Source organism: Ruegeria sp. AB8, from assembly GCF_056542605.1.
The window spans coordinates 1-22,191 of record NZ_JBQGAB010000019.1 but is presented as its reverse complement, the minus strand read 5'-3'; the positions used below and the strand labels follow the sequence as shown (position 1 = coordinate 22,191).

Here is a 22,191-nt window from a genome sequence, read left to right as displayed (position 1 = left end):
TTTGGACACGCGGACGCTTGCCAGCAGCCCCTCAGGGACCGCCATATGGACTTTGCGACCTTTTCATCGAACCCCAGGAACATCAGCTTTCGCTGTTTGGCAACGGACAGCACAACGGTCTGTTCATCCAGTCTCTTGAACCTTCATCGACAAAAACAATCAGTCACCATCGGCGACGCCTTCTGCCCGTGCAAGCGCTCGGCGCTGGCGATAGCTGGGAAGGACGACCAATACGACGGCCAGCACCAGCAGTCCCAAAGTCATTGGACGTTCCCAGATAAAGCTTACTCCGTCATACAGTTGCATCGCGCGCGAGAAGTTGTTCTCCAGCAGCGGGCCAAGGATGAACCCGATCAGCAGGGGCGCAAGCGGGTAGTCGGCAAACCTCAGCAACGTGGCGCAAACTCCAAAACCGACCAGAATAAGCAGTTCGGTCGCGTTGTTCTGCCCGATATAGGCACCCATAAGGGTGAAGAACAGTATGAACGGTATAAGGAAGTTGCGCGGTACGGCCAGAATCTTGGCGATGTAGGGAATAAGCGGAAGGTTCAGGATCAACAGAACCAGATTGCCCAGATACATCGAGATAATGACCGCCCAAAAGATCTGCGGTTCGTCGATCATGAGGCGCGGGCCGGGCGACACGTTCAGGGCAATCAACGCACCGAGAAGGATCGCCGTCGTACCAGACCCGGGAATGCCGAGTGTCAGGAGCGGAACAAACGACCCCGTACACGCGGCGTTGTTAGCGCTTTCCGGTGCAGCGATCCCCTTGACGGAACCTTTGCCAAATTGCTCCTGCTCTTCTTTGGACGCGATATTGCGCTCGACGGCGTAACCCAGGAAAGAGGCGATCGTCGCCCCAGCTCCAGGCAGTACTCCGATGAAGAACCCCTGAAGGGACTGACGTCCGATGACCGGGGTAATCCTGCGCGCCTCGTCGCGTGTGATCCTAAGGTCCTTGATCTCGCCGGCCTTTTCGCCATCACCCGTCTTGGATCGGTTCGGATCAAGCACCAGATAGATCGCCTCGGGCAACGCGAACATCGCCATGGCCAGAGTTATGAAGCCAAAGCCCGACTGCAAATCCATGATGCCCATCGTGAAACGCGGCGAATTGAACAAGACGCCTTCTCCGACGGTGGCCATGATTAGGCCGAGAAACGTCATCAACAACGCCTTGCTGACCTGCCCGGTTCCGGCAAAAGCCGCGATGGCCGAAAGCCCGACAACCATCAGGGCGAAGTACTCGGATGAGTGGAACAGAAGTGCGACTGAAGCCAGCGCAGGGGCAAAGATCATCAACAGGACCGCGCCAATCGTACCACCCGCAAAGCTTGAAATTGCGGCGACCGTTAACGCTTTGCCAGCTTTGCCCTGGCGCGTCATGGGGTAGCCGTCAAAGCTCGTGGCCACGGTTGAGGCAACCCCGGGCGCATTGATCAGGATCGATGAGGTCGAGCCCCCGAACACCGCGCCATAATAGACACCGGCCAGCAGGATCAGTGCAGCCGAGGGATCACCGATGGTGATTGCGACCGGGATCATGATTGCGATGATCGACATCGGGCCCAGGCCCGGCAACATGCCGATGAATGTTCCGATCAGGCAACCGCCGACAACCATTAGAATGTTGGTGAATGTGAAAGCCGTTGAAAGGCCCGTCATTAATCCTTCGAGCATCTCAAACTCCGTTCAGAAGTGATGGCATCGGGCTGAGGAAAATGCCCAGGACCACATCAACCAGATACCAGATACTGCCGGCCGCGATGGCCGCTACCACAGCCATCAGGACATAGCGGCGTTCCCCCAGAATGAAGTTACCGAAAGTAAGAAACAGGAACGTGGCCGCCAGGAACCCAAGCGGGCGGAGCAAAAAAGCATATGCAACCATGAGGCCTAACAGAGACAGCGCTTGCCCAACCTTGTACTCGCCCAATCGGGACAGGTTGATATCCGCGGCTTCCTCTTTCGCCGGGGCTTTCTCGAAGCCGAGCAGAATAGCCAGTGACAGCAATATTCCACCTGCGGCAAGAACCTTGGGAAATGTCGACGGCCAGAGCGGCCGCTGTTTCATGATCGGCGGCAGCAGATCGTCCATTGTGAAATAAGCCGCGTAGCCATAGGCAAGACATAGCATCAGGATGACAAGTGCTATCCAGCGATCAATCACCATCGACCTCTCCCTCTTTTATCGGTACCACGCCCGGGCCGTCCCGGGCGCATTTGTGTTTGGAAGCGAATTAGCGTGATCAGAGGAAGCCAAGCTGCCGCATCAGATCGCCGATAACCTTCTCCTGATTTTCCAGGAAGGTCTGGAAATCATCGCCGGGGTTGTGAATGTTCACCCAGCCGTTGCGCGAACGAACTTCTTCCCATTCGGGCGTGTCGTACATTTTGGCGATGGCCTCCTGATAGGCCGCCAACTGTTCGGCGGGCAGACCCGGAGCCGCAAAGAATCCACGCCAATTGACAAACGTTGTGTCGTTGCCTTGCTCGACCATGGTCGGTGCATCCGGATACGCGTCCACGCGATCCGAGGACGTCACTCCGATGATACGGACCTCTCCGGCCTTGGCCAGTTCCACGGCTTCGGAAAAGCCGGTTGAAACCGCCTGCACTTCGCCAGACAGCAAACCCGCCATCGTCGCGCCGCCGCCGTCATATGGGACATACTTCATCGCGACCGGGTCGGCGCCCGCCGCCTGGAACACCATCGCGGCAACCAGATGATCCATCCCGCCCGGGACCGAACCACCACCCACGGCAACACCCGCGGGATCGGCGTTGAATGCCTCGATCAAGCCATTGACGTCTTGAATGTCGCTGTCCGCAGGAACAACCAGCGCCGCGTAGTCACCGATAGTTCCGGCAACCAATGTCAGATCGCGGAAGCTTTGCGGGAAGACACCAGTCAATGAACGGATCACGATAGGCGTTGAGTTCACCATCAGCGTGCCGTGATTGCTGGCCGCGTTTTCGATCAGATAACCGATGGCTTTGCCACCACCGCCACCTGACATGTTCTCGTAGCTGGCAGTTCCAACAAGACCCGACTTGGTCAGCGCCTCGCCAGTTCCGCGCGCCGTGCCATCCCAGCCGCCGCCGGCACCGCCGGGGATCAGAAAGTGGATGCTGTCCACGACCTGGTGACCATCAGCAGCCGCCGAGCCGACAAGACCAAACGCCGCAACAGCCGCAAGTAGGGCCCGACGGCCCAGTTCGAAATTCGACATAATGTCCTCCCAATTGACAACCGTCCGCACTACGGATCAGTTGATGTGGGAGAATGCACACCAACCTGACACAGACCTGTCACGCAGAAAAAATCGTTCCAGAGCGCAATGAAGTTCCTTCTTGTCGAAGACAATCTTGACCTTGCCAATGCCATCGCATCACGCATGCGAATAGATGGTCATGTCATTGATCACGCAGAGAAACTTGAAGACGCCTCGGCCTTTGTTGCGACCGGGGAATATGATCTTATCCTGCTCGATATCATGTTGCCGGATGGCGATGGTCGCACGTTCCTTGAGAAGCATCGCGCCAGTGATTTGGACACTCCGGTCATCGTCCTGACCGCCCGAAGCCAGGTGTCGGATCGAATCGGTTCGCTTGATCTGGGCGCTGATGATTATGTCACCAAACCCTTTGATCACGCCGAGCTGGAGGCCCGTATCCGCGCCGTCCTGCGTCGCAGGTCCGGCAATGCTAGAACCAAGATCGAGATCGGTGGCGTCGTTTTCGACCCGGTCGCAGGCCACCTGACTGTCGGGGGTGAGGCCGTTACAATGCGCAATCGCGAACTGCGCCTTCTTGAACTGTTTCTCAACGCACCCGGCCAGATCTTTTCCAAGAACAAGCTGTCCGATCGGTTGTTTTCCTACGATGAGGACGTTTCGGAAAACGCGATCGAGGTTTACATTGGACGCCTTCGCAAACATTTGTCGGCCTCGAATTTGAGGATCACGACATTGCGTGGCCTTGGCTATCGATTGGACCAAGATGGATAGCGTTGCGGTATCAGGATCGCTCAGAAATCGGTTGGTGCTGACCCTGATCGGAGGCGCGGCGGTTCTCGCACTGGTCTTGTTTTTCGCCGTCCGAAACTTTGCGGTGCAGGTGGCGCAACAGGGTCAGGACAACATCCTTGACGCTTCGGTCACGTCGATGCTGGACGCCGCCACAATTCGGGATGGCACGGTCGAGCTTGACCTACCCTACTCGGCGTTTTCGATGCTCAGCACCCCGGCCGACGACCGCGTGTTTTATGCAATCCTGCAGGACGGCCAATTCCTGTCGGGCTACGAGGACCTGACATTTGCCGACGACCAGACATTTCAATCCGACAATATTCGCGGTTCAGATGTCCGGAAAATCAGCGCAAGCCGCACCTTGATCGGGGCGAACCGACGAACAGAAATCCAGATTGTCCTTGCGCAATCGCAAGACGCTCTTTCCGAAACACTCGACCAGATTTCACGAAATGCTGCCCTTCTCGGTATCGGCTTTTTTGCGCTGGCTGCTGCTCTGTCATTTTGGGCGACGTCGACCACAATTGGCCAGCTTGGCAAGCTGACGACATCCGTCGCGCGACGGGGGCCGCAGGACCTGAGCCCGTTCGCCAAACCAGTGCCAAGGGAAATGGCGCCACTGGTCAAGTCGCTCAACTCGCTGATGGGACGGCTGGACCAGTCCCTAAGCCAGTCCGAGGACTTCATCGCAGAGGCTGCGCACCGGGTCCGCACGCCACTTGCAACCGTCCGTTCCTACGCGGAAGCCACGTTGCAGCGTGTTGAAAAAGAGGAAAATCGCGAAGCCATGCGGTCGATGGTGAAGGCCATCGACGAAAGTTCTCGTGCGGCAGGGCAGCTTCTGGATCATGCGATGATCACATTCCGGGCCGATCATCTGGAACGGCAGGAGATCGACCTTGTCGAACTTGTGCGCGATCTGGTTTTGCGCCTGACGCCCATCGTGGAAATGAAAGATCTTTCTCTTTCTTTGGTAGGGGACGCGCACGTTCGTTATGCCGGGGATGCGATTTTGATCCAAAGCGCTGTGCGAAACTTAATTGACAATGCGATGAAATACGGACCCGTCGAAAGTGAGATCGAGATCACGGTTTCGAGCAAACCGACCCCTCGGATCACGGTGTGCGACCACGGGCCCGGTTTTCCATCTCATGAAATCGAAACTCTGACCACGCGTTTTCAGCGCGGGGCAAATGCCTCGAATACCATCGGCTCAGGACTAGGATTGACGATCGCGCGGGATGTCGCATCGGTCCATGGCGGCCAGCTAATTCTGAAAAACCGACCGGAGGGTGGCGCGTGCGTAACCTTATCGCTCTAGGTTTGATCTGGCTGTGCCAAGTCGGATGGGCGCAGGACTGGGAAGATCGGCAGATCTTCAACGAAACCCAGGCGGCCACGTCCCTGCGTGTAATCTCAAGCACAGACACGGACTTGTTCGCGCCACTGATCGAAGCCTTCGTCGCCAGCAATCCGGACGTGGCCATCGAATACCTGGTCACCGGAACAGCCGATATCGACCGGCGTTTTCGTGAGGAGCCCGAGGCTTTCGATATTGCCATTTCCAGCGCCATGGATTTGCAGTTGAAACTCACAAACGATGGCTACGCCCTAGCTCTGGAGGGCATTTCACATCCGGCCTGGGCGCAATGGCGGCAGAGCCTGTTTGCCTTCACCTCTGAACCAGCGGCCATTGTCATCAACCGCGCCGCCTTCAAAGGGCTGCCAATCCCGCAATCCCGGCAGGAGCTGATCGAGACGCTGCGTGTACGCCCAGACGTATTCAGAGGCCGGATTGGAACCTACGACGTCCGCCAGTCCGGTTTGGGCTATCTTTTTGCGACGCAGGACGCGCGGGCGTCCGAAACGTTCTGGAGGTTGATGGAAGTGATGGGCGGGCTTGATGCCCGGCTTTATTGTTGTTCGGGCGAGATGATCGACGACCTTACCAACGGAAAAATTGCCGTCGCCTACAACGTTCTTGGCAGCTACGCCGAAGCGCGCGCCGAAAGCCAGGACATCCTTGAAATTGTGCTGCCCTCTGACTACCCGACAACAATGATGCGGACAGCGTTGGTTTCAAGGGCATCCGGGGATCCGGCAACAGCCCGACGGTTCATCGAGTTTGTTCTGAAGTATCAATCCAACCCCACGGACGGAGCGCATACTCTGCCGCCGCTTCAGGAAAGAAAGAACGGCACGGAACACGCAACTATTGCGCTTGAACCCGCCCTGATGACATTTCTGGACACCCTGAAGCGAAACAAGTTTCTTTCAGAATGGGAAAATGCGCTGATTCACAACTGAGGTCCTCTGGCGGTTCTCAGTTTTTTCTGTCTTCGACCATTGGTCGATCTTAAGTGATTGATCCTTTTAGGCTACTGGCGGGTTTCGTATAATGCGCATCATCCCGTGATATGTTCAGGGGTCAAGGGCGGGTCCATGGTTGTGGTTCAACACGGGCCACAGTTTCCCACTTTGCGTTCATAGCCAGCAATGTTGCCCTTTTGATCCAAAGAGAAATCACAGCAATTCTCGAAAAGTTTGCGCAGTTGACGACGGCTGGCCTGCACCTGGGACTTCAATGTTGAGTAGCTGACACCGAGTTCGGCCGCTTGATCTTTTTGCGATACGCCCTGCAGGTCTATCCTGCGTAGCAGTTCGCCCATTTCGGGCGGCAGAGCATCTATGAAGGGTGCAACACAATTCTCCAGCACATGCTGGTCATTTTCATCCAGATCGCCGTACCAAAGGTCATCCGGATGAACAGTCCTTTGCCGACCTCTGCTTCGATAAAAGTCAGTGATCGTGTTGCTCGCAATCTGAAACAGCCACGATTTCAGGCTTTTGACCTCATTTGGACCGCTCATGCCCTGGTGGGCTTTCAGCAGGATCACTTGAAGCAAATCCTCTGCATCTTCTTCGTTCGGTACTTTTGAGCGAAGAAAGGCAAACAGGCTGGCCCGGTATTCCGACCAAACACTCTCGAGATCCGGTTTCGCTTGCGCCATCGGTAGCCACCCCATCAACGCCAAAAAACATCACTCAAGATCAACTTTTTGGAAGGTTTTTTCCCAATAGGTTCGTCTTTTTGCATCGCTGGTCGTCTTACAGGTCGGATCAACCAGAAAGGACTTCACCCATGATCAAGATCGTCAGTTTCAAGATCTGCCCGTTCGTTCAGCGCGTCACCGCGATCCTCGAAGCGAAGCAGGTTCCCTATGATATTGAGTACATTGACCTGAAGAACAAGCCCGCGTGGTTTCTCGATATCTCACCCACCGGCCAGGTTCCTGTATTGATCACCGAAAACGGCCAGTCATTGTTCGAATCCGATGCAATCGTCGAGTACATCGACGAGATCACGCCACCACTCCAGGAGAACTTGACGCCCGAGCAGCGCGCGACCAATCGGGCCTGGAGCTATCAGGCAACCAAACATTATCTGGTTCAATGCAGCACGATGCAAAACGCCAACAAAGAGGTTTTGGACGAACGCATGGCCAAACTCAGAAAATCCTTCGAAAAGGCCGAGCGCCAGTTGGGTCAAAGACATTATTTTTCGGGCGATACGATAGGAAACGTGGATATCGCCTGGCTCCCTCTGCTGCATCGCGCGGCTATTGTTGAGGATCACAGCGGCTACGACATGCTCTCGGATTTCCCGAAAGTAAAGGCCTGGCAGCAAGTGCTTTTGAGAAGTGGGATTCCTTCGAAATCCGTGCCTGAAGACTTTCACCGGAAGTTTTCTGACTTCTATCTGGCCGAACGGACCTGGCTGGGACGTGGGGCCAATCCGAACGAAGTCCCTTGCGAACCAACACAAACCAAATCGGTTGCGTGTTGTGGATAACATGACGCGTCGGATCCTGCCCATTTGCCATCTGCAAATGGGCGGGCGCATAATCGAACAGGATAAAACTGCGGACATGAGGGTGAAATGAACTGTTGGGTCGCGGGCGCTATCGCAAAGATCAATGCAGATGCACACAGGTCGGCGGATACACACCTGTTCAAACTGCCGGTTCCGCATCTGGAAGGCGTGGACATCTACCTGAAGGACGAAAGCACACATCCGACGGGCAGTCTCAAACATCGGCTGGCCCGATCCCTGTTCCTCTACGCCTTGTGCAACGGCAAAATCAAAGAAGGCACAACCATCGTCGAGGCGTCATCCGGCAGCACGGCGGTGTCCGAGGCCTACTTCGCGCGTATGATCGGCGTTCCCTTCATCGCTGTAATCCCGAGAAGCACCGCGCATAGCAAGATCAGAATGATCGAGTTTTTTGGGGGCCAAACGCATTTCGTAGACTCTGCACCGGAAATGCACGGCGCATCGGTTGAACTTGCCAACTCCATTGGCGGCTACTTCATGGATCAGTTCACTTTTGCAGAACGCGCCACCGATTGGCGCGGCAACAACAACATAGCGGAAAGCATCTACCGTCAGATGGAATATGAACCTCATCCAGTGCCTGCGATGCTGGTGATGAGCGCGGGCACCGGCGGGACGTCGGCCACGCTTGGTCGTTTCATTCGCTATAAAGGGTATGATACCGCCCTGACCGTTGTCGATCCGGAAAACTCTGTGTTCTACGACAGCTACCTGACGGGAGACCGAAGCCTGACGTCTGAAACCTCCAGCCGGATCGAGGGCATTGGTCGACCCAAAGTCGAGCGCTCATTTCAACCAGATATCATCGACCGCATGATCAAAGTGCCGGACGCAGCAAGTGTCGCCACGATGCTCTGGCTGGAAAAGCGGATCGGACGACGCGCCGGCGCGTCGACGGGAACCAACCTTTGGGGTGCGTTGCAGATTGCAAACGAGATGATGGACGCCGGCCGGAACGGCTCGATCGTCACCCTGCTGTGCGACAGCGGAGATCGGTATCTGGATACGTATTACGATCCAGATTGGGTCAAAGCACATATCGGGGATGTCCAGCCCTTCGCCCAGGAACTGGCCGGTGAACCAAGCTGAGGCCAGGGCTGTTCAACAATGCCTCAACTATCGACTTTATGCACTGTAAACCAAGGCTATGCGTCCGTTGTTTCAATGCGCGGACCCAAAGCGGACCCTGGCTGGCCGTACCGAACCTGTGTCAAAAATCCAGAAGCCAAGAATTCAAACCCCGGCCAGACGCCAATCATGCACGCCTGTCCGACCACCCCCTTCTGAATGACGTAGGCGCCTCGCCGTAGCGTTTTTTGAACCGTACCGTAAGCTGTGTCGCGCTGCCAAAACCTGTCGCGGCCGCGATTTCGGCAACCGTCATCTCAGTTTCGCTGAGCAATGCGTAAGCCCGCGAAACGCGCAGTTCGATGTAAAACTGAACAGGTGAAGTTTCGACATATTTTTGGAAAAGACGCTCAAGCTGGCGACGAGATATCTGCACGGTTTCGGCTATTTCAGAGATATCCAACGGATCTTCCAGGTTTGCCTGCATGATCTGCATGGCGTTGATCAGGTGCTGGTTGCGACTGCCCAATGCCACCGAGAAGGCTGATTTCTGAAGCGTTTTACTATTGTTGGACCGAAAGTGGATGCACATGTCTGACACGATGACCGCCAGTTCGTTTCCAAAATCGGCTTCGATCATGTCCAGCATCATGTCGGTAGCGGCATTGCCACCACCACATGTCATAAGTTCGTCGTCGATCTCGTACAGGTTTGCCGACGGTTCCAAATCAAAAAAATGTTCGGCAAATGCAGGATGGTTCTCCCAATGCAATGTGAACCGTCTGCCTGTGAGAACTCCAGCCTTTGCAAGGGCAAAAGCTCCTGTGCAAATACCACCCAAATTACACCCAAAGGTTCTCTGACGCCTGATCCACGACAGGACTTTCGGGTTCGTACTTTCCGCCGGTTCAATTCCTGAACAAACAAGCAGTCTCGAGGATCTCGGTAAATTGTGCAACGCAGAGTCCGGCGTAATCTCTATCCCGTTCGAACAAGAAACCGGCCTTCCGTCCTCCGTGATCAGAAACCACCTATACAGTTCCTTGTTTGTAACCTGATTGGCGATCCTCAGGGGTTCCACCGCAGCGCTAAAGGCCAGCATGGTCAGCTTTGGCAGCAGCAGGAAATAGATTTCTCTGGACGACCCATCATACTCTATACGATAGCTGGCGGCGCCCTTTGGGACAAAGTTTCTTGGGTTCATTTTCGCTGCTCCCAGCTTGGATCAGGACGGATGGAAGGCACCAATACGCATTGAGTTTTGGTGCAGGACGGTCAGGTGCTCATCTGCGCAACAGGTTCACCGCTTTCCTCCCAGGACCGTATCCCATCGTTGCTCGCTCTGGGTCAGAAGAGCCCATCATGGCGTAAATGATACCAATGACTGGCGACGGCCAGCAAGCAAGCAAATGCGAGCGGAAAATACAGCAGGTTTACGAAATTGCCGTCTGCGATACCCAAGCCAAGCGCCGCGCTAACGAACGCACCGCCCGCATTCAAAGGGATCAGCGGAGAAACCAATGTCCACCTTTCTCAAGGCCACGTTACAAGTTCAACGGGGAACAGCCCATGGCGCGACAGACCGGCGCATAAATTCGCCCCGGCAGTGCGATTGACGAATATGGATCACCCGTAACGGTATTGGTGGCAACGGATCTCAGGACCGCCGAGGTCGGAACACCGGCGAAGGTCTTTTCCTTTGGAAGGACCACTTTGATGATGGCTTTTAGGCAACTCACGCGTTCAAGCGCTCTACCGAAACCCGGGGCCTCCAGCAGCAGAGAGATCGTCCACATCATCGACGGAATGCCGGCGCGATTCAGCAGTGGATCGATCTCCGGAACCCCGGTATCGATCGAATAGCCGTTGTTGGCGAAAGTGAATGTCTCATGCAGTCCGGCCCCCTGACAGAATATGGCATGATGACGCCCGCAACGGCCCCAGCAAACAACGAAGGGATTTGAGGTTGTTTCATGACGGCCAGCGCGATGACCAGAACAGCCGGGAACCATCATACCGATGGAACACAGGCCAATCATGCACTAACAATCAAATTGGACCAGTCAGATCGGGCTGCTCAGAGAGAGTTGTCGGCAGGCGGGTTCCGTTATGCCGTTTCTGCACCGGAGCAGAAGGAGCCGCGTCGGTGCGGGGTACATCCGCTCAGACAAAGGACCGGAGTTTACTGGTAAAACAATGCAGGATTGGCTTTAACGAGTCCTCGTCAAGCGAATCCGCATCTATCAGAGGTCACTTTGGGAGAATGGATACAACGAACGATTTAATGACACATTGTACCGGGAAGTCTCAATGCCGAATGGTTCACCACAACCAAACGGGCCCGGATCGTCATCAACCACTGGCTCAAGCAGTACAATCGTCTGCGCCGTCACCAGGCGTTCAACGTGCGACAACCAATCCCGGAAACCGCATTAGAGAAACGCTAAATCAGTGGCCTAGAAACAGCGGACTAGCCAGACAAATGCGCTCTGGGTCAATCAAAACGGCGAAGCAACGGCAGAAGGCGGTATTTCCCGCGAGTTGCCCAATGTTACATAGCCCATTCCCGACGTAGTACTCAAACACAATCATGGAAGCAGCCCTTCAGATTGTTTTGATTCTTTCTTGCGCCCCCAGGACGACTGTGAATTCAGTCAGCCCGGTGATGTGTGGCTCTTGTCTGGTTGACGTTCGCAGAAACCGGGCTTGGAATGTTGGGGAACCGTTTCCCACTTTTTGGTCGGTTCTATTGACGGCGTGACGTCAACCAGAAGGCTCGCGCCGGTATAGTCTGCCACACGCGCAATGAGACAACTCATTGCTGGACTTCTTCCTGCTCGGCGGGACTGACCCAGCCCTGCTTTCGCAGTTCACGCAACACGGCTTCGGCGTTTTTGTCGTCTCTGTGAATACTTTTCAGCATCGCACCAATTGGTGCGCCTGGCCAGGCGCGCTCAAGCTCTGCCAACTTTGCCTGTGCGGCTTGATCGCGCCCCATCGCAGACAAGGCAGCCGTGACATAAGCCAGAGAAGGTGCACTCAGCGGATCCCCAAGTTGCTTGGCCTCTTCAAAGCGCTGAACCGTTTTTTCATACTCACCCAGATGAAAGTAGGTCGCGCCTGAAACGTTGCGATTGGCGAACCTTTGGTTGCTGGAATTCATAAGGGAAAGCCGGTCAGCTGTTGCGATTGCCTCCTCGAACTCGCCCGAAAACATAGCGACAGCCCCAAAAAAGTCGAGGACTGCGCCATCATTCGGGTCAAGTTGTGAAGCGCGCCTGCCGAGTTGTAACGCAGCATCGTGATCGCGATTGGCGAAATAGGCCCAGCTTTTGGCGGACTGGCTCCAGGCTTGGTCTGGTGCAAGGCTTACGGCCTGGTTTGCCAATTTCATGGCAGCATCGGCATATTCCGCTTTGGCGTCTGATGGTGGAGAAATCACTGAGAGCGACGCTAATGCCTGTGCTGCACCCGCGTAGCCACCAAAGTAATCAGGGTCCATCTCAATCACGCCTTCAAACACAGAAAGAACCAGTAACTGGCGCTGCCGGTCGAAGATCGGAAAGATCATTGTCCGTGCTTGTTGCGCCAGATTGAAGGCTTGCAAAGCGGCAGGGGACTTTTCGTAAATTGCGGCGCGCTGTAAAAATGCGTTCGTGTTCGTCTCAGGTGGATTGCTTAAGTCTGCCGAAGCGGGGTCTTTTCTGTCCGGAACAAGACTGACTGCGATCAGTGCGCCAACAACAGCCCCAAAACCGAACGCGCCGATGGGAAGGCCAAAACGTTTGGCGTCAGGTGAAAGCGACGCCGAACTCACTCTGGTGGCCGCTTCGAACCGTGGCCTGTACCCACCGCTGTCGATATGCAGGCGTACCGGGTCTTCTTTTCCAATGCCCTCGTAATGCAGTTCCAAAAATTGACGAAGCCGTCTGGCGTCCACGCGAACAACGTTTTCCGGATCGGTCCCTTCTGAGGTGTCACGGCCATAGACGTCTTGCGCTATTGTTTTCCCACGAATTTTTTCGCCTCGCCCGGCGAGCTCTTCGTCAACAATGTAGGTCAAAAAGGCCTGAAGTCTTTCGGACCCATCCATGTGCGCGTCCGCAAGCAATCTGCTTAGGGCGGCACGCTTGTCATTGTCCGGGATTTCTTCGGAACGCCTTACCATATTCTTATTCTTGCAATTATCGGAACGTGAGTCACCCCAGTACCCACCGTGAGTCACTTACATGCATGATCCTTAAGTGTCAGTTTGATGACCATAACAGCGGGATGGTGTGCCTTGGTGCTACTCCCGCTTGCCGCGCCGCTAAGCAATTGGAGGAGGATACATGGCCTATCGTTCGAACTACAGAAGACTGAGTAAGCATTTCGCAATTGGTTTGCTTTTCGGCGCCTGGGCCGTTTCTCCGCAAGCGTTTACGGAAGCACTAATTGGTGTTGTTACACCATCGGCGGCATACGCGCAGGAAACGGAAGACGTTTCTCCGACGATGGTGCGTGATCGTCCGAGGGATGTGTACTACCCAAACACCGAAGACCTGGCCGAAGATGAGATGCGGGTCATTGCGTGCGGGACCGGAATGCCCACAACACGGGCCGCGCAGGCTGCCGCGTGTTTCCTTGTGGAATTGGGCAACGGGAACAAGTTCCTGTTCGATATTGGCTCGGGTTCGGCCGAGCGGATTTCGTCTCTGCAGATTCCGTACAATTACCTGAACAAAGTCTTCATCGGGCATCTGCACACCGACCATTTCGGAGCACTGCACGATCTGTTCATAGGCGGAGCGCTGATGGGGCGAAATGTGCCGTTGCGCGTCTGGGGTCCGAGCGGGCCAGCCGAGGAACTTGGCACGGCCTATGCGTTGGATCATATGCAGAAGATGCTGACCTGGGATCTGGCCGGTCGCGCTGGTAACATTGATTTTCGTGGGTATTCGATGGAAGTTAACGAATTCGACTACCAACTGGAAAACGAGGTTATCTACGACGAGAATGGAGTCCAGATACGCACTTTCCCGGCCATTCACTCGATCGACGGTGCAGTCAGTTACGCGCTCGAATGGAACGGCCTGAAATTCGTATTCAGCTCGGACACCTATCCGAACACATGGTTCAAGGAATACGCAAAGAATGCCGATCTAGCGATCCACGAGTGTTTCATTGCGGTGCCAGAACTCGTCGCCAAGATGAAGTTTACGCCCGAGTCGGCTTTGTTAGTCGGGACACAAGTTCACACTGCGCCCGAAGCGTTCGGCAAAGTGATGAGCGATATCCAGCCTCGCATGGCTGTCGCGTACCATTTCTTTAACGACTTCGACACGGCTAATGGCGTGTATGAGAGAATTCGATCCACGTATGACGGCCCCTTGAGCATGGCGGATGATTTCATGGTCTGGAATGTGACTAAAGACGACATCACCGTTCGAATGGCGGCCACTGAAGAACGCACATGGTCGCCGCCCCTTGCCGCTCCAGCGATCGCGCCGGACCCGGCAGACAAAACAGCTTACGCCGAGCAGGTGGGATTGGCCCCGGAGGTTATGGAATTTTCCGATTTCACAAAGGGTGGTTTTGATGATGTCGACGACGTCTTGAGACCCATCTACGAAGAAGCTTCGGAAGCCTTGGGGCAGGAGTTCCCGTATCCCGGCGACAACTAAAACCAAATTTGACCGGTACGTGCTGAGCAGCACGTGCCGGTTTTTTTGAATAATGCACGGGGCGTTGCGATGCGAAGTATCACGAATAAATTGATCTTGACTGTCGGGCTGATCGTAGGTTTTGCGGAAGCCGCAAGCGCTCAGTCCCTTTCCAGATCCGAGAATGATGAAGGTGGTTGGCGACACTCGATCACGCCTTATCTGTTCCTTCCCCTCAGCACGACGGGAACCTCGACCATTGATGGCACAAGCGTCGATCTGGACCTGAGCCTGAGTGAGGTTCTGGATGTGCTGCAGGGGGCCGCCTCGGTGCGCTATGAAGGCTGGAACGGAGATTTCGGGATCATCTCCGAGGTCTACTATGTGAGGCTTGGCGGCGACGGCACCCTGCCCGGCGGAAGGGTGGGTGTCGATGTTGATGTCCGGCAAACCTTCGCCAATGTTCAGGGTGCTTACCGATTTGCGAACGGGGTCAATGCCTCTGGCAGGCGCTACGCGGCAGACGCCGCAATTGGTGTACAGTGGAACCGGTTAAAGCAAGAGATCGACATTTCCGGCCTTGGCCCGGGCATGACGCTGGGCGGAACCGAAGACTGGTTCGAGCCAATGATCGCGCTTCGCTATGCGGTGGAAATCAACGACAAATGGAGCTTTGCCAGCCGCGCCGAACTAAGCGGATTTGGTGTGAATGGCGATGACCTGCAGTATCTGTTTCTTGCCGGCTTCGACTGGAAAGGTTGGGAGAACACGTCCCTGCGGTTTGGCTATCAATTCTACGGAATTGACTATTCCACAAACCGTTCGGGTGGGGAGTTTGCCTATGACGTGGATCAGAATGGCATTTATGCTGCCGTCGCGTTTCATTTCTAAGTTTGGCGCCACTTGCACCATTGGGGTCTTTTTGAGCTCGATGCTCGCGGGCCTTATGTTCGGCGCAAACCAGTCGGTTGCTGATCTTGTTTCACCCTACGGCGGCGAAACCGCGCCAAACTTCGTCGAGCTTTCGGTAGAGCCCGACCATGTGCGGGTCATCCTCGAGATAGATCTGAGTGACTATCCGGTATTTGTCGTCCCAGATGACGGCTCGGGTTTGTCTTTGGCCGAGCGGACGGGGCAAAACCTTCAGGTTTGGGCGGACGGAGAAGAACTGACCAGCTCAACAAATACGATCGATGTGCGACTCAGGATACCCCGGCAAACTGCAGCCAGCGCGCAATATCGACCGCGACCGCGCAGTGACAACGTCGTCTACGTGGATATGGAGTATCCGTTTCATGGCAAGCCTGAACGGATCAGGTTTGTCCCTCCGCTAAGTGCTGACGGTATTCCTTTGGCTTCTATTGGCGTGGTGGCCGAACACATGGGCGTTCCGGTTACAGACTATCGCTATCTTTCGCAGCCCGAGACGATGATCCCGGACTGGAGCGACCCGTGCTTCACAACATTCGAAAACCCCAATCTGACCCGTCACCACAAATCCCCGATGATGTCGTTTCTGGCCATGGAACCGCGGGTCGTCCGGCACGAGATCATCTTGCGTTTGAAAGACTTCGAAGGTTGGGCAGATCTGAACCTTGGAAACACAGAACGACTGACCGCAGATCAGGTCGTTGGCATCAAGTCTGAGGTTTCGCAGTTTTTTGCGAACAGAAACCCGATCGCCCTCGATGGCAAGCAAGTGAACCCTGATACGGTGCAGGTCTCTCGTATCGAGATTGGGGCCGAAGGATTGCGCGTCCTTCCGGATGAGGCGGAAGCCAACCGAAATACGATGCTGCTGGGCGTTGTGCTGTCCTACCCGGTCATGACATTGCCCAATCGTGTTGATGTGGCGTGGGAATTGTTCCCGGACAACCTGGACGTCATACCCATCACCCTCACCGATCCGGCCGGGGCGGTACCATCACAGAGTTACGCGTCCGATCCTGTTGTTAGTTGGAATAACCACCTGACGACTTGGGCAGACCCGAAAACGAGCGCTGTTGTTGTCAAAACTGCGGGCCTGACACAGGTGCCGTTGTTTGCCATTGGCCTGGGTCTGTTGGGTATCATTTGTGCTTGGTTTTCGTCGAAACGAACCGGGGGCCAGCGCTTGATTTTGATCGGCCTGACCGGTGCATTCGGGGCCGCCGCAATTGTCGTCTACCCTCTAAAAACCCCGCTTCCCTTCGCGATAACGCCGGAACCGGATGAGATCGCCACGCATCAGGTTGTGGAAGGACTTCTGAGCAACATTGGCACCGCGATGCTTGAGACGCAAAGTGACAAGACTGCGGCAGCGCTTGAGCCATTCGTTGAGGCGGGTAATCGCGATGACGTACAAGCCGAGATGAAGCGAGGTTTGTCGGTCAAGTTACCATCCGGCGCAGTGGCGCGTGTGGAAGAAATTGTTGATTTGAACGTCGAAAGCTTTGCTGCAGGCGATACAAGGAACCGACACCAGGCGCTCGCCAATTGGACAGCCCGTGTCAGCGGCGGCCATTGGGGGCATTTTCACAGGCAGGCGGTCCTTTATCGCGGAGTACTCGACGTCTCGCGGCATGGCAACCAATGGATGCTTGATGGGCTGACGATAATCAGTGCAAAGCCAGGGGGTTAACATAGTGAAACCTGTGCGGCTGTTCATTTTTTCGGTACTGTCAGCCTTGATCTCATTATGTGCAGAAAGCGCCAAGGCGCATTTCAATCTGAACCAGAATGTCCGTATTCATCATGTTGCCCACTCGGAAGATGGTCTTGATGTCTACGTGCGCTTGCCGATGCCATATCTGGTCGCGGAACTCGTCGGACCGAAAGGCGCCGGCGGATTGCCCGCTCCTGCACCTTATACATACAATCAGATCGAAGATGGGATGCTGATGCATTACGTGGATCAGACCGCGTTGCGTCGTGACCCACCCGGTTTGGCCCGTATCGCTGCCGACAGTCTGTTGTTGTCAATCGAAGGTCAACAACAAAAGGCAAATGTCGTTTCTATCAGGTTGCACCCGCTGGGGCAGGAACCCGGATTTGCCACGCTGGATGAAGCCCGGGCTGCACTTGCACCCGGCGATGTTTTCCCCACGACCGAAGAGACGTATGTGGGTGCCGTGATGGTGGACGTGCATCTGCGCTTCAATACAGGACAAGTGGGAACCTACAGCCTGTCCTATGCCTCTGATCCGGGAATTGAGGGACAGGAAGACACCGCGAACCTGATCCTCGACTACAACAGGCAGGAGGTTCGGACTTACCGTGCCAGGGGCCTGATGCATAACCCGGTCGATGTATCGGGATCAGCGACCTCAGCGGCTTCGACTTTCTTTGTCGAAGGTATTCGGCACATTCTGGAAGGGCCCGATCACGTGCTGTTCGTTCTTTGCATGATCATCGGGGCTCTGAACCTTCATAGCCTGCTGGCGCGCGTCACGGGGTTTACACTCGGCCATACAGTAACGCTGATCCTTGGCTTTTTTGGTTTCGCACCGAGTGGCGCATGGTTCATCCCAACTGTTGAATTGGCGATTGCGCTTTCCATAATTTACGCTGCCATGATGGCGGTCTGGCCACCGGAAAAGGGACACGGTGACCTGAAGGCCTTTGCAATCACGTCCGGCATCGGTTTGCTGCACGGATTTGGGTTTTCCTTCATGCTGCACCAGATCCTGCGCGTCGACGCACCGAACGTTTGGCACAGCTTGCTGGCCTTCAATGTTGGCGTGGAGGCCGGGCAAGTTATGATCGTTCTATTGGTCTGGCCGCTGGTGCTGTTTCTGCGCAAACAGCCGGGGCGGATCTGGGTTGGCTCCCGCGCCGCCGTCGCCGCATGTGCAAGTCTGGTCGCGATGTTTTGGGTTGTTGAACGGGCAGAGGCGTTACTCTGACTCCGGCTCTGTTTGGGCGACTTAGAACATCGAAACGTGGGAAAAAAAGCGGCTTTGTAACTTTAGTTCCATTTAGCGAGTTTCGACTAAGTAACAACTTTGTCCGTAACGCGGAGTTTAGCAACTCGTAGGTGCAGTGTAATCCCTGCGGACAAAGCCGTCTTTCGCCGCGCGTCGACAGCTTTAGAGATCCGAAAACTCTGGTGACGTTGACGGCTCGCAATTGATTGCGAACACGGATCGTGCCAGCTTCGCAGTTGAGATCTCTTATTGCTCGCCAGGAGCCGACGTGGAAAGCACTTCCCCTACAAAAAGCCAGTTGAACGCCGCAGTTTTTGCAGGATGCATGGTTGCCTTTCTAGGTTTCGGGTTCTCCGCGACATTTGGTGTGTTCTTGGCACCTATGTCTTCCGAACTTGGTTGGGGTCGCGAAGTTTTTTCGTTGTCGGTTGCTGTTCAGGCTTTGATGTGGGGGATCGCTCAACCTGTCGCAGGCGCTTTTGCAGATCGCTATGGAACAGCGCGCGTGATTGGTTTCGGAGCTGTTTGCGCTGGGATAGGTTTCCTTTTCAGGGGCCTCGTTACTGATCCGATTCCGTTTATCCTTACGGGTGTCCTTGTCGGGATTGGAACGGGCGCGGCATCCTTTCCGATTGTCATCGGAGCACTGGGAAAAGTTGTAACACCGGAGCGGCGGAGCTTCATTCTTGGTCTGGGCACCGCCGCTGCCTCTCTGGGGATGTTCGTGGCCGCGCCATCAGCCACCGCCATGATTGGCGGGGTCGGATGGCAAACCGCGCTGATTTTGATCGCCTTCAGCTTTGCACTGATCCTGCCATTTCTCGTTTTCATTTCTCGCGTCTCCGTTCCCAGCGCCGCTGGCAGCAGTGCAGGCGATTTTGGAACCGCCATATCAATGGCCTTTTCCGACCGCAGTTATGTTTGTCTTTTCTTCGGGTTCTTTGTTTGCGGATTTCACGTGGCTTTTATTCAAACGCATTTGCCAGCCTATGTCGTGGATCTCGGCCTTGCGTCTTGGGTTGGTGCGTGGTCGCTGGCACTTATTGGATTGTTCAATATCGCCGGGTCGTTTTTCTCGGGTTGGTCCGGCCAGGTGTATTCAAAGAAGAAGGTCCTCAGCGGTATTTATTTTACGCGATCCCTAGTCATCACCTTTTTCGTTCTGTTTCCAATTAGTGAGACAAGCGTTCTGGTCTTTTCTGCGCTGATGGGCCTGCTCTGGTTGTCGACGGTACCGCTGACCATGGGGCTGGTCGCACAAACACAAGGGTTGAAATTTTTGTCAACGTTGGCTGGTCTTGTATTCCTGAGCCACCAGACCGGCAGTTTCGTGGGGGCGTGGCTCGGTGGCCGCATTTATGACCTCAACCAGGACTACACGCCAATGTGGTGGTCGGCAGTCACACTTGGCTTGCTAGCAGGGCTCATTCATCTTCCAATACGCGAAGAACCCGGACCGCTGGCGAGAGTTGAAGCGTCACAGAACACTATCAAACCGTAAGTGGATGACCGTTATTGGGTCAAAGCGCCTGAAGAAAAGCGCTGCCATGAGGATTGTCACAGAAAGTCGCACGTCACTTTCCATAACAACAACACTTCAAACTACCTCGCGACCGATATTTGAGGTCGATTTACCACCGCCTCGAATCAACACCTCTCAAGCGCCTTAGGTATCACACATCTGCGGAAGTCCTTGAAAGTAGACTGACTGAAGTCCAGAACCGTTTAGAATGCAACTTCATATCAAAAACTGCGCTAAAACGTGAGTTCACAGAAAACAACAGGGGATAGACTCCTAAGTGGGTGCCCTGAGACTAATGCGAACGTGCCAAATTAATCACTTCAACTGACAATGCCCAGGTAGGAGATCACGGTAGTCCCCGAGGTCTCAAACCAAATTGTCCTATTTGAACCAGTCTTCTGGTGAAACGACTTACCCACCAAGTGCGTTTTTGTAGATAACGCCGTCCTTCATAATAATAAGAAAGTTTGCGTCCGGGTCGACCAGCAGGTTGATGTCCTCAACCGGATCACCGTCAACGAGTATTAAATCCGCATATGCCCCCGCCTCAATCACACCAAGCGGACCTTTCTGGTAGGGATTCCGTGGCCCTGACATCTCCAATAGCTTCGCTGTATTAAACGTGGCCTGTTGCAAAACTTCTGCCCCTGACCACCAACGGCCTCGGCGTTCGAATTCAAGGTTCTGCAAGGCCAAAAGCTCGGGGGCTCCAAACAAGTCCACGCCGAAGGCAATCGGGAGGTTGTACTTTTTGATCAAAGAGACATAGTGTTCGACATTGTCGCGCAGCGGCGCGCCCTTCTCGATGGTCGCTGGATCGCCTGCGGCCATCATATTCTCATCCGGCGTGAATATGAGGAACTGAGGATTGAGGATGGCTCCGGCATCGCGAATGGCGCGAATGGTCTCCTCCTCAAATATCATATTACCATGATCAATACTCTTTACCCCGCCCTCAAGTGCCCGGATGACAGATTCATCAGTGTAGGCGTGAACGATGACATAAGTATTCCAGTCCTCAGCGGATTCTACCGCAGCGCGGATTTCTTCGGGGCTGTAGTGGGTTGTGTCCAATGGATCGTAAGGAGTCGAGTTGCCGCCACCAAGGCTGATCTTTACCTGAGTGGCCCCGAGGCGCAGCACTTCGCGTGTCGCCGCCCGTACCTCAGATACGCCATCGGCAATGAACGACCATTCGCGTTCAAAGGCAGTCCGATCAGTGCGCTGTCGATGATGGGTGTCATTGTAAAGTCGGAAGTCAAAGTGACCGGATGTCTGGCCGATCCAATGTCCAGAACTAAAAATCCGGGGGCCGGGAACGATACCCTCATCAATGGCCTGCGCTATTCCGTAGGACGGGCCACCCGCATCCCGCAACGTCGTAAAGCCCCGCATCAGCATTCGTTCCGCTTCCCGCGTGACAAGAGCGCCGGTGTACGACCAATGGAGATTATATGCCAAAGCCAGGGGCGACGTCGGCAGCATGATGTGGTTGTGGCCATCAATCAGCCCCGGGATCAAAGTCCGCCCCTGACCGTCTATGACAACAGCACCGTTCGGTTCGATTGGTTCGGTTGAAACCTCGGCAATCAAGTTGCCCTCGACGAGGACATTGGCGTTCTCGATCACTGTCGCATTTTCGCTATCAAAAACGTCGACATTGACGAATAGGGTTCGTGACAGGTCTTTTTGTGCAGTCGCTTTGAAAGCCAACAGGAGCAAAAGTATGGCGGCCAAAAATGTCCGCAATGCGACTGCAGTCATCGCTTGTATTCCTTCCAAAGTGTTCAAACACGATGCAGCATTGCTTTCGAGGTGATTGGAGTCAACGTTGCCACCTGCTTCAGTACTGTCGCTCACGTCGAAGTAATCAACTAGCAAATCCCTTTCCATCCGAGACACCGCTTCAATCTCTGCAGCGAGCCTATTCCGTTGAGAAACTCTTCTTTGATTGACGCACAAGTCGCTGATTCAATTTCCGTACTGAACGGGAGAATGAGCGATGATGGGGCCAAGGCAGCAAGCACAAGGGTCACTGTTCTACGAGTTCTCGCTTGAGGATCATGTCCCGCAATACCATATTCTTCGAGATATAGGCCGGTTCGTCGAACTGTCTGATATCCGT

19 protein-coding genes are annotated in these 22,191 nt (G+C 54.8%); 11 read left to right on the top strand and 8 right to left on the bottom strand.

What is annotated here, in order from left to right; genetic code table 11:
• Positions 1-159: 159 nt before the first annotated feature.
• The 3 genes from ACR0CG_RS18270 to ACR0CG_RS18260 form a co-directional block, all read right to left on the bottom strand.
• On the bottom strand, positions 160-1,683 hold the full coding sequence (locus tag ACR0CG_RS18270) for a tripartite tricarboxylate transporter permease (protein WP_480526684.1): 1,524 nt from the start codon (positions 1,681-1,683) through the stop codon (positions 160-162).
• A 1-nt stretch (position 1,684) separates the two neighbouring features.
• Entirely contained in the window at positions 1,685-2,176 is a 492-nt protein-coding gene (locus ACR0CG_RS18265) for a tripartite tricarboxylate transporter TctB family protein (RefSeq protein WP_170682454.1), read from the bottom strand.
• 76 nt (positions 2,177-2,252) lie between these two features.
• Entirely contained in the window at positions 2,253-3,236 is a 984-nt protein-coding gene (locus tag ACR0CG_RS18260) for a tripartite tricarboxylate transporter substrate-binding protein (protein ID WP_170613885.1), read from the bottom strand.
• 108 nt (positions 3,237-3,344) lie between these two features.
• Here ACR0CG_RS18260 and ACR0CG_RS18255 point away from each other — a divergent pair, with 108 nt between their 5' ends.
• Genes ACR0CG_RS18255 through ACR0CG_RS18245 form a run of 3 tightly spaced genes read left to right on the top strand, consistent with a single transcriptional unit; the run spans position 3,345 to position 6,341 of the window.
• Entirely contained in the window at positions 3,345-4,013 is a 669-nt protein-coding gene (locus tag ACR0CG_RS18255; RefSeq protein ID WP_480526681.1) for a response regulator transcription factor, read from the top strand.
• Positions 4,006-5,355 (top strand): sensor histidine kinase, encoded by a 1,350-nt coding sequence (locus ACR0CG_RS18250; RefSeq protein ID WP_480526756.1) that lies wholly within the window; start codon positions 4,006-4,008, stop codon positions 5,353-5,355. Before ACR0CG_RS18255 ends, ACR0CG_RS18250 begins: the two co-directional genes overlap by 8 nt.
• Complete coding sequence (locus ACR0CG_RS18245) at positions 5,334-6,341, top strand: ABC transporter substrate-binding protein (RefSeq protein WP_480526680.1); 1,008 nt, start codon at positions 5,334-5,336, stop codon at positions 6,339-6,341. Before ACR0CG_RS18250 ends, ACR0CG_RS18245 begins: the two co-directional genes overlap by 22 nt.
• Before the next feature lie 146 nt (positions 6,342-6,487).
• Here ACR0CG_RS18245 and sigZ read toward each other — a convergent pair whose 3' ends face one another.
• Positions 6,488-7,045: an RNA polymerase sigma factor SigZ gene (gene sigZ, locus ACR0CG_RS18240; RefSeq protein WP_480526679.1), complete on the bottom strand. Its 558-nt coding sequence runs from the start codon at positions 7,043-7,045 to the stop codon at positions 6,488-6,490.
• Positions 7,046-7,176: 131 nt separating this feature from the next.
• On the opposite strand from sigZ, the gene ACR0CG_RS18235 reads away from it, so the two are divergent.
• Together ACR0CG_RS18235 and ACR0CG_RS18230 are read left to right on the top strand one after the other, a co-directional pair.
• Positions 7,177-7,887: a glutathione S-transferase family protein gene (locus tag ACR0CG_RS18235; protein ID WP_480526677.1), complete on the top strand. Its 711-nt coding sequence runs from the start codon at positions 7,177-7,179 to the stop codon at positions 7,885-7,887.
• Between the two features lie 87 nt (positions 7,888-7,974).
• Entirely contained in the window at positions 7,975-9,018 is a 1,044-nt protein-coding gene (locus ACR0CG_RS18230) for a PLP-dependent cysteine synthase family protein (RefSeq protein WP_480526675.1), read from the top strand.
• 166 nt (positions 9,019-9,184) lie between these two features.
• On the opposite strand, the gene ACR0CG_RS18225 is transcribed toward ACR0CG_RS18230, so the two are convergent.
• Both ACR0CG_RS18225 and ACR0CG_RS18220 read right to left on the bottom strand, forming a co-directional pair.
• Positions 9,185-10,201: a GlxA family transcriptional regulator gene (locus tag ACR0CG_RS18225; protein WP_480526673.1), complete on the bottom strand. Its 1,017-nt coding sequence runs from the start codon at positions 10,199-10,201 to the stop codon at positions 9,185-9,187.
• A 340-nt stretch (positions 10,202-10,541) separates the two neighbouring features.
• Positions 10,542-11,036 (bottom strand): Na+/H+ antiporter NhaC family protein, encoded by a 495-nt coding sequence (locus tag ACR0CG_RS18220; RefSeq protein ID WP_480526672.1) that lies wholly within the window; start codon positions 11,034-11,036, stop codon positions 10,542-10,544.
• A 252-nt stretch (positions 11,037-11,288) separates the two neighbouring features.
• On the opposite strand from ACR0CG_RS18220, the gene ACR0CG_RS18215 reads away from it, so the two are divergent.
• A complete protein-coding gene (locus ACR0CG_RS18215) occupies positions 11,289-11,444 on the top strand; it encodes an integrase core domain-containing protein (protein WP_480526754.1) in 156 nt (51 codons plus the stop codon).
• A gap of 368 nt (positions 11,445-11,812) precedes the next feature.
• On the opposite strand, the gene ACR0CG_RS18210 is transcribed toward ACR0CG_RS18215, so the two are convergent.
• Positions 11,813-13,165, bottom strand: coding sequence for a tetratricopeptide repeat protein (locus ACR0CG_RS18210; protein ID WP_480526670.1), 1,353 nt, complete (start codon positions 13,163-13,165; stop codon positions 11,813-11,815).
• A 163-nt stretch (positions 13,166-13,328) separates the two neighbouring features.
• On the opposite strand from ACR0CG_RS18210, the gene gntH reads away from it, so the two are divergent.
• The 5 genes from gntH (at position 13,329) to ACR0CG_RS18185 (ending at position 20,045) form a co-directional block, all read left to right on the top strand.
• Positions 13,329-14,660 (top strand): guanitoxin biosynthesis MBL fold metallo-hydrolase GntH, encoded by a 1,332-nt coding sequence (gene gntH, locus ACR0CG_RS18205; protein WP_480526668.1) that lies wholly within the window; start codon positions 13,329-13,331, stop codon positions 14,658-14,660.
• 69 nt (positions 14,661-14,729) lie between these two features.
• Positions 14,730-15,530, top strand: coding sequence for a hypothetical protein (locus ACR0CG_RS18200; RefSeq protein WP_480526666.1), 801 nt, complete (start codon positions 14,730-14,732; stop codon positions 15,528-15,530).
• Positions 15,481-17,259 (top strand): hypothetical protein, encoded by a 1,779-nt coding sequence (locus ACR0CG_RS18195; RefSeq protein WP_480526665.1) that lies wholly within the window; start codon positions 15,481-15,483, stop codon positions 17,257-17,259. The genes ACR0CG_RS18200 and ACR0CG_RS18195 overlap by 50 nt, the downstream gene beginning before the upstream one ends.
• 4 nt (positions 17,260-17,263) lie before the next feature.
• Positions 17,264-18,523, top strand: coding sequence for a HupE/UreJ family protein (locus tag ACR0CG_RS18190; RefSeq protein ID WP_480526663.1), 1,260 nt, complete (start codon positions 17,264-17,266; stop codon positions 18,521-18,523).
• A gap of 289 nt (positions 18,524-18,812) precedes the next feature.
• The gene (locus ACR0CG_RS18185) at positions 18,813-20,045 is read left to right on the top strand and encodes an MFS transporter (protein WP_480526661.1); all 1,233 of its coding nucleotides are present in this window, start codon (positions 18,813-18,815) and stop codon (positions 20,043-20,045) included.
• Positions 20,046-20,477: 432 nt separating this feature from the next.
• Here ACR0CG_RS18185 and ACR0CG_RS18180 read toward each other — a convergent pair whose 3' ends face one another.
• Positions 20,478-21,959, bottom strand: coding sequence for a metal-dependent hydrolase family protein (locus tag ACR0CG_RS18180; RefSeq protein ID WP_480526659.1), 1,482 nt, complete (start codon positions 21,957-21,959; stop codon positions 20,478-20,480).
• Between the last annotated feature and the right edge of the window lie 232 nt (positions 21,960-22,191).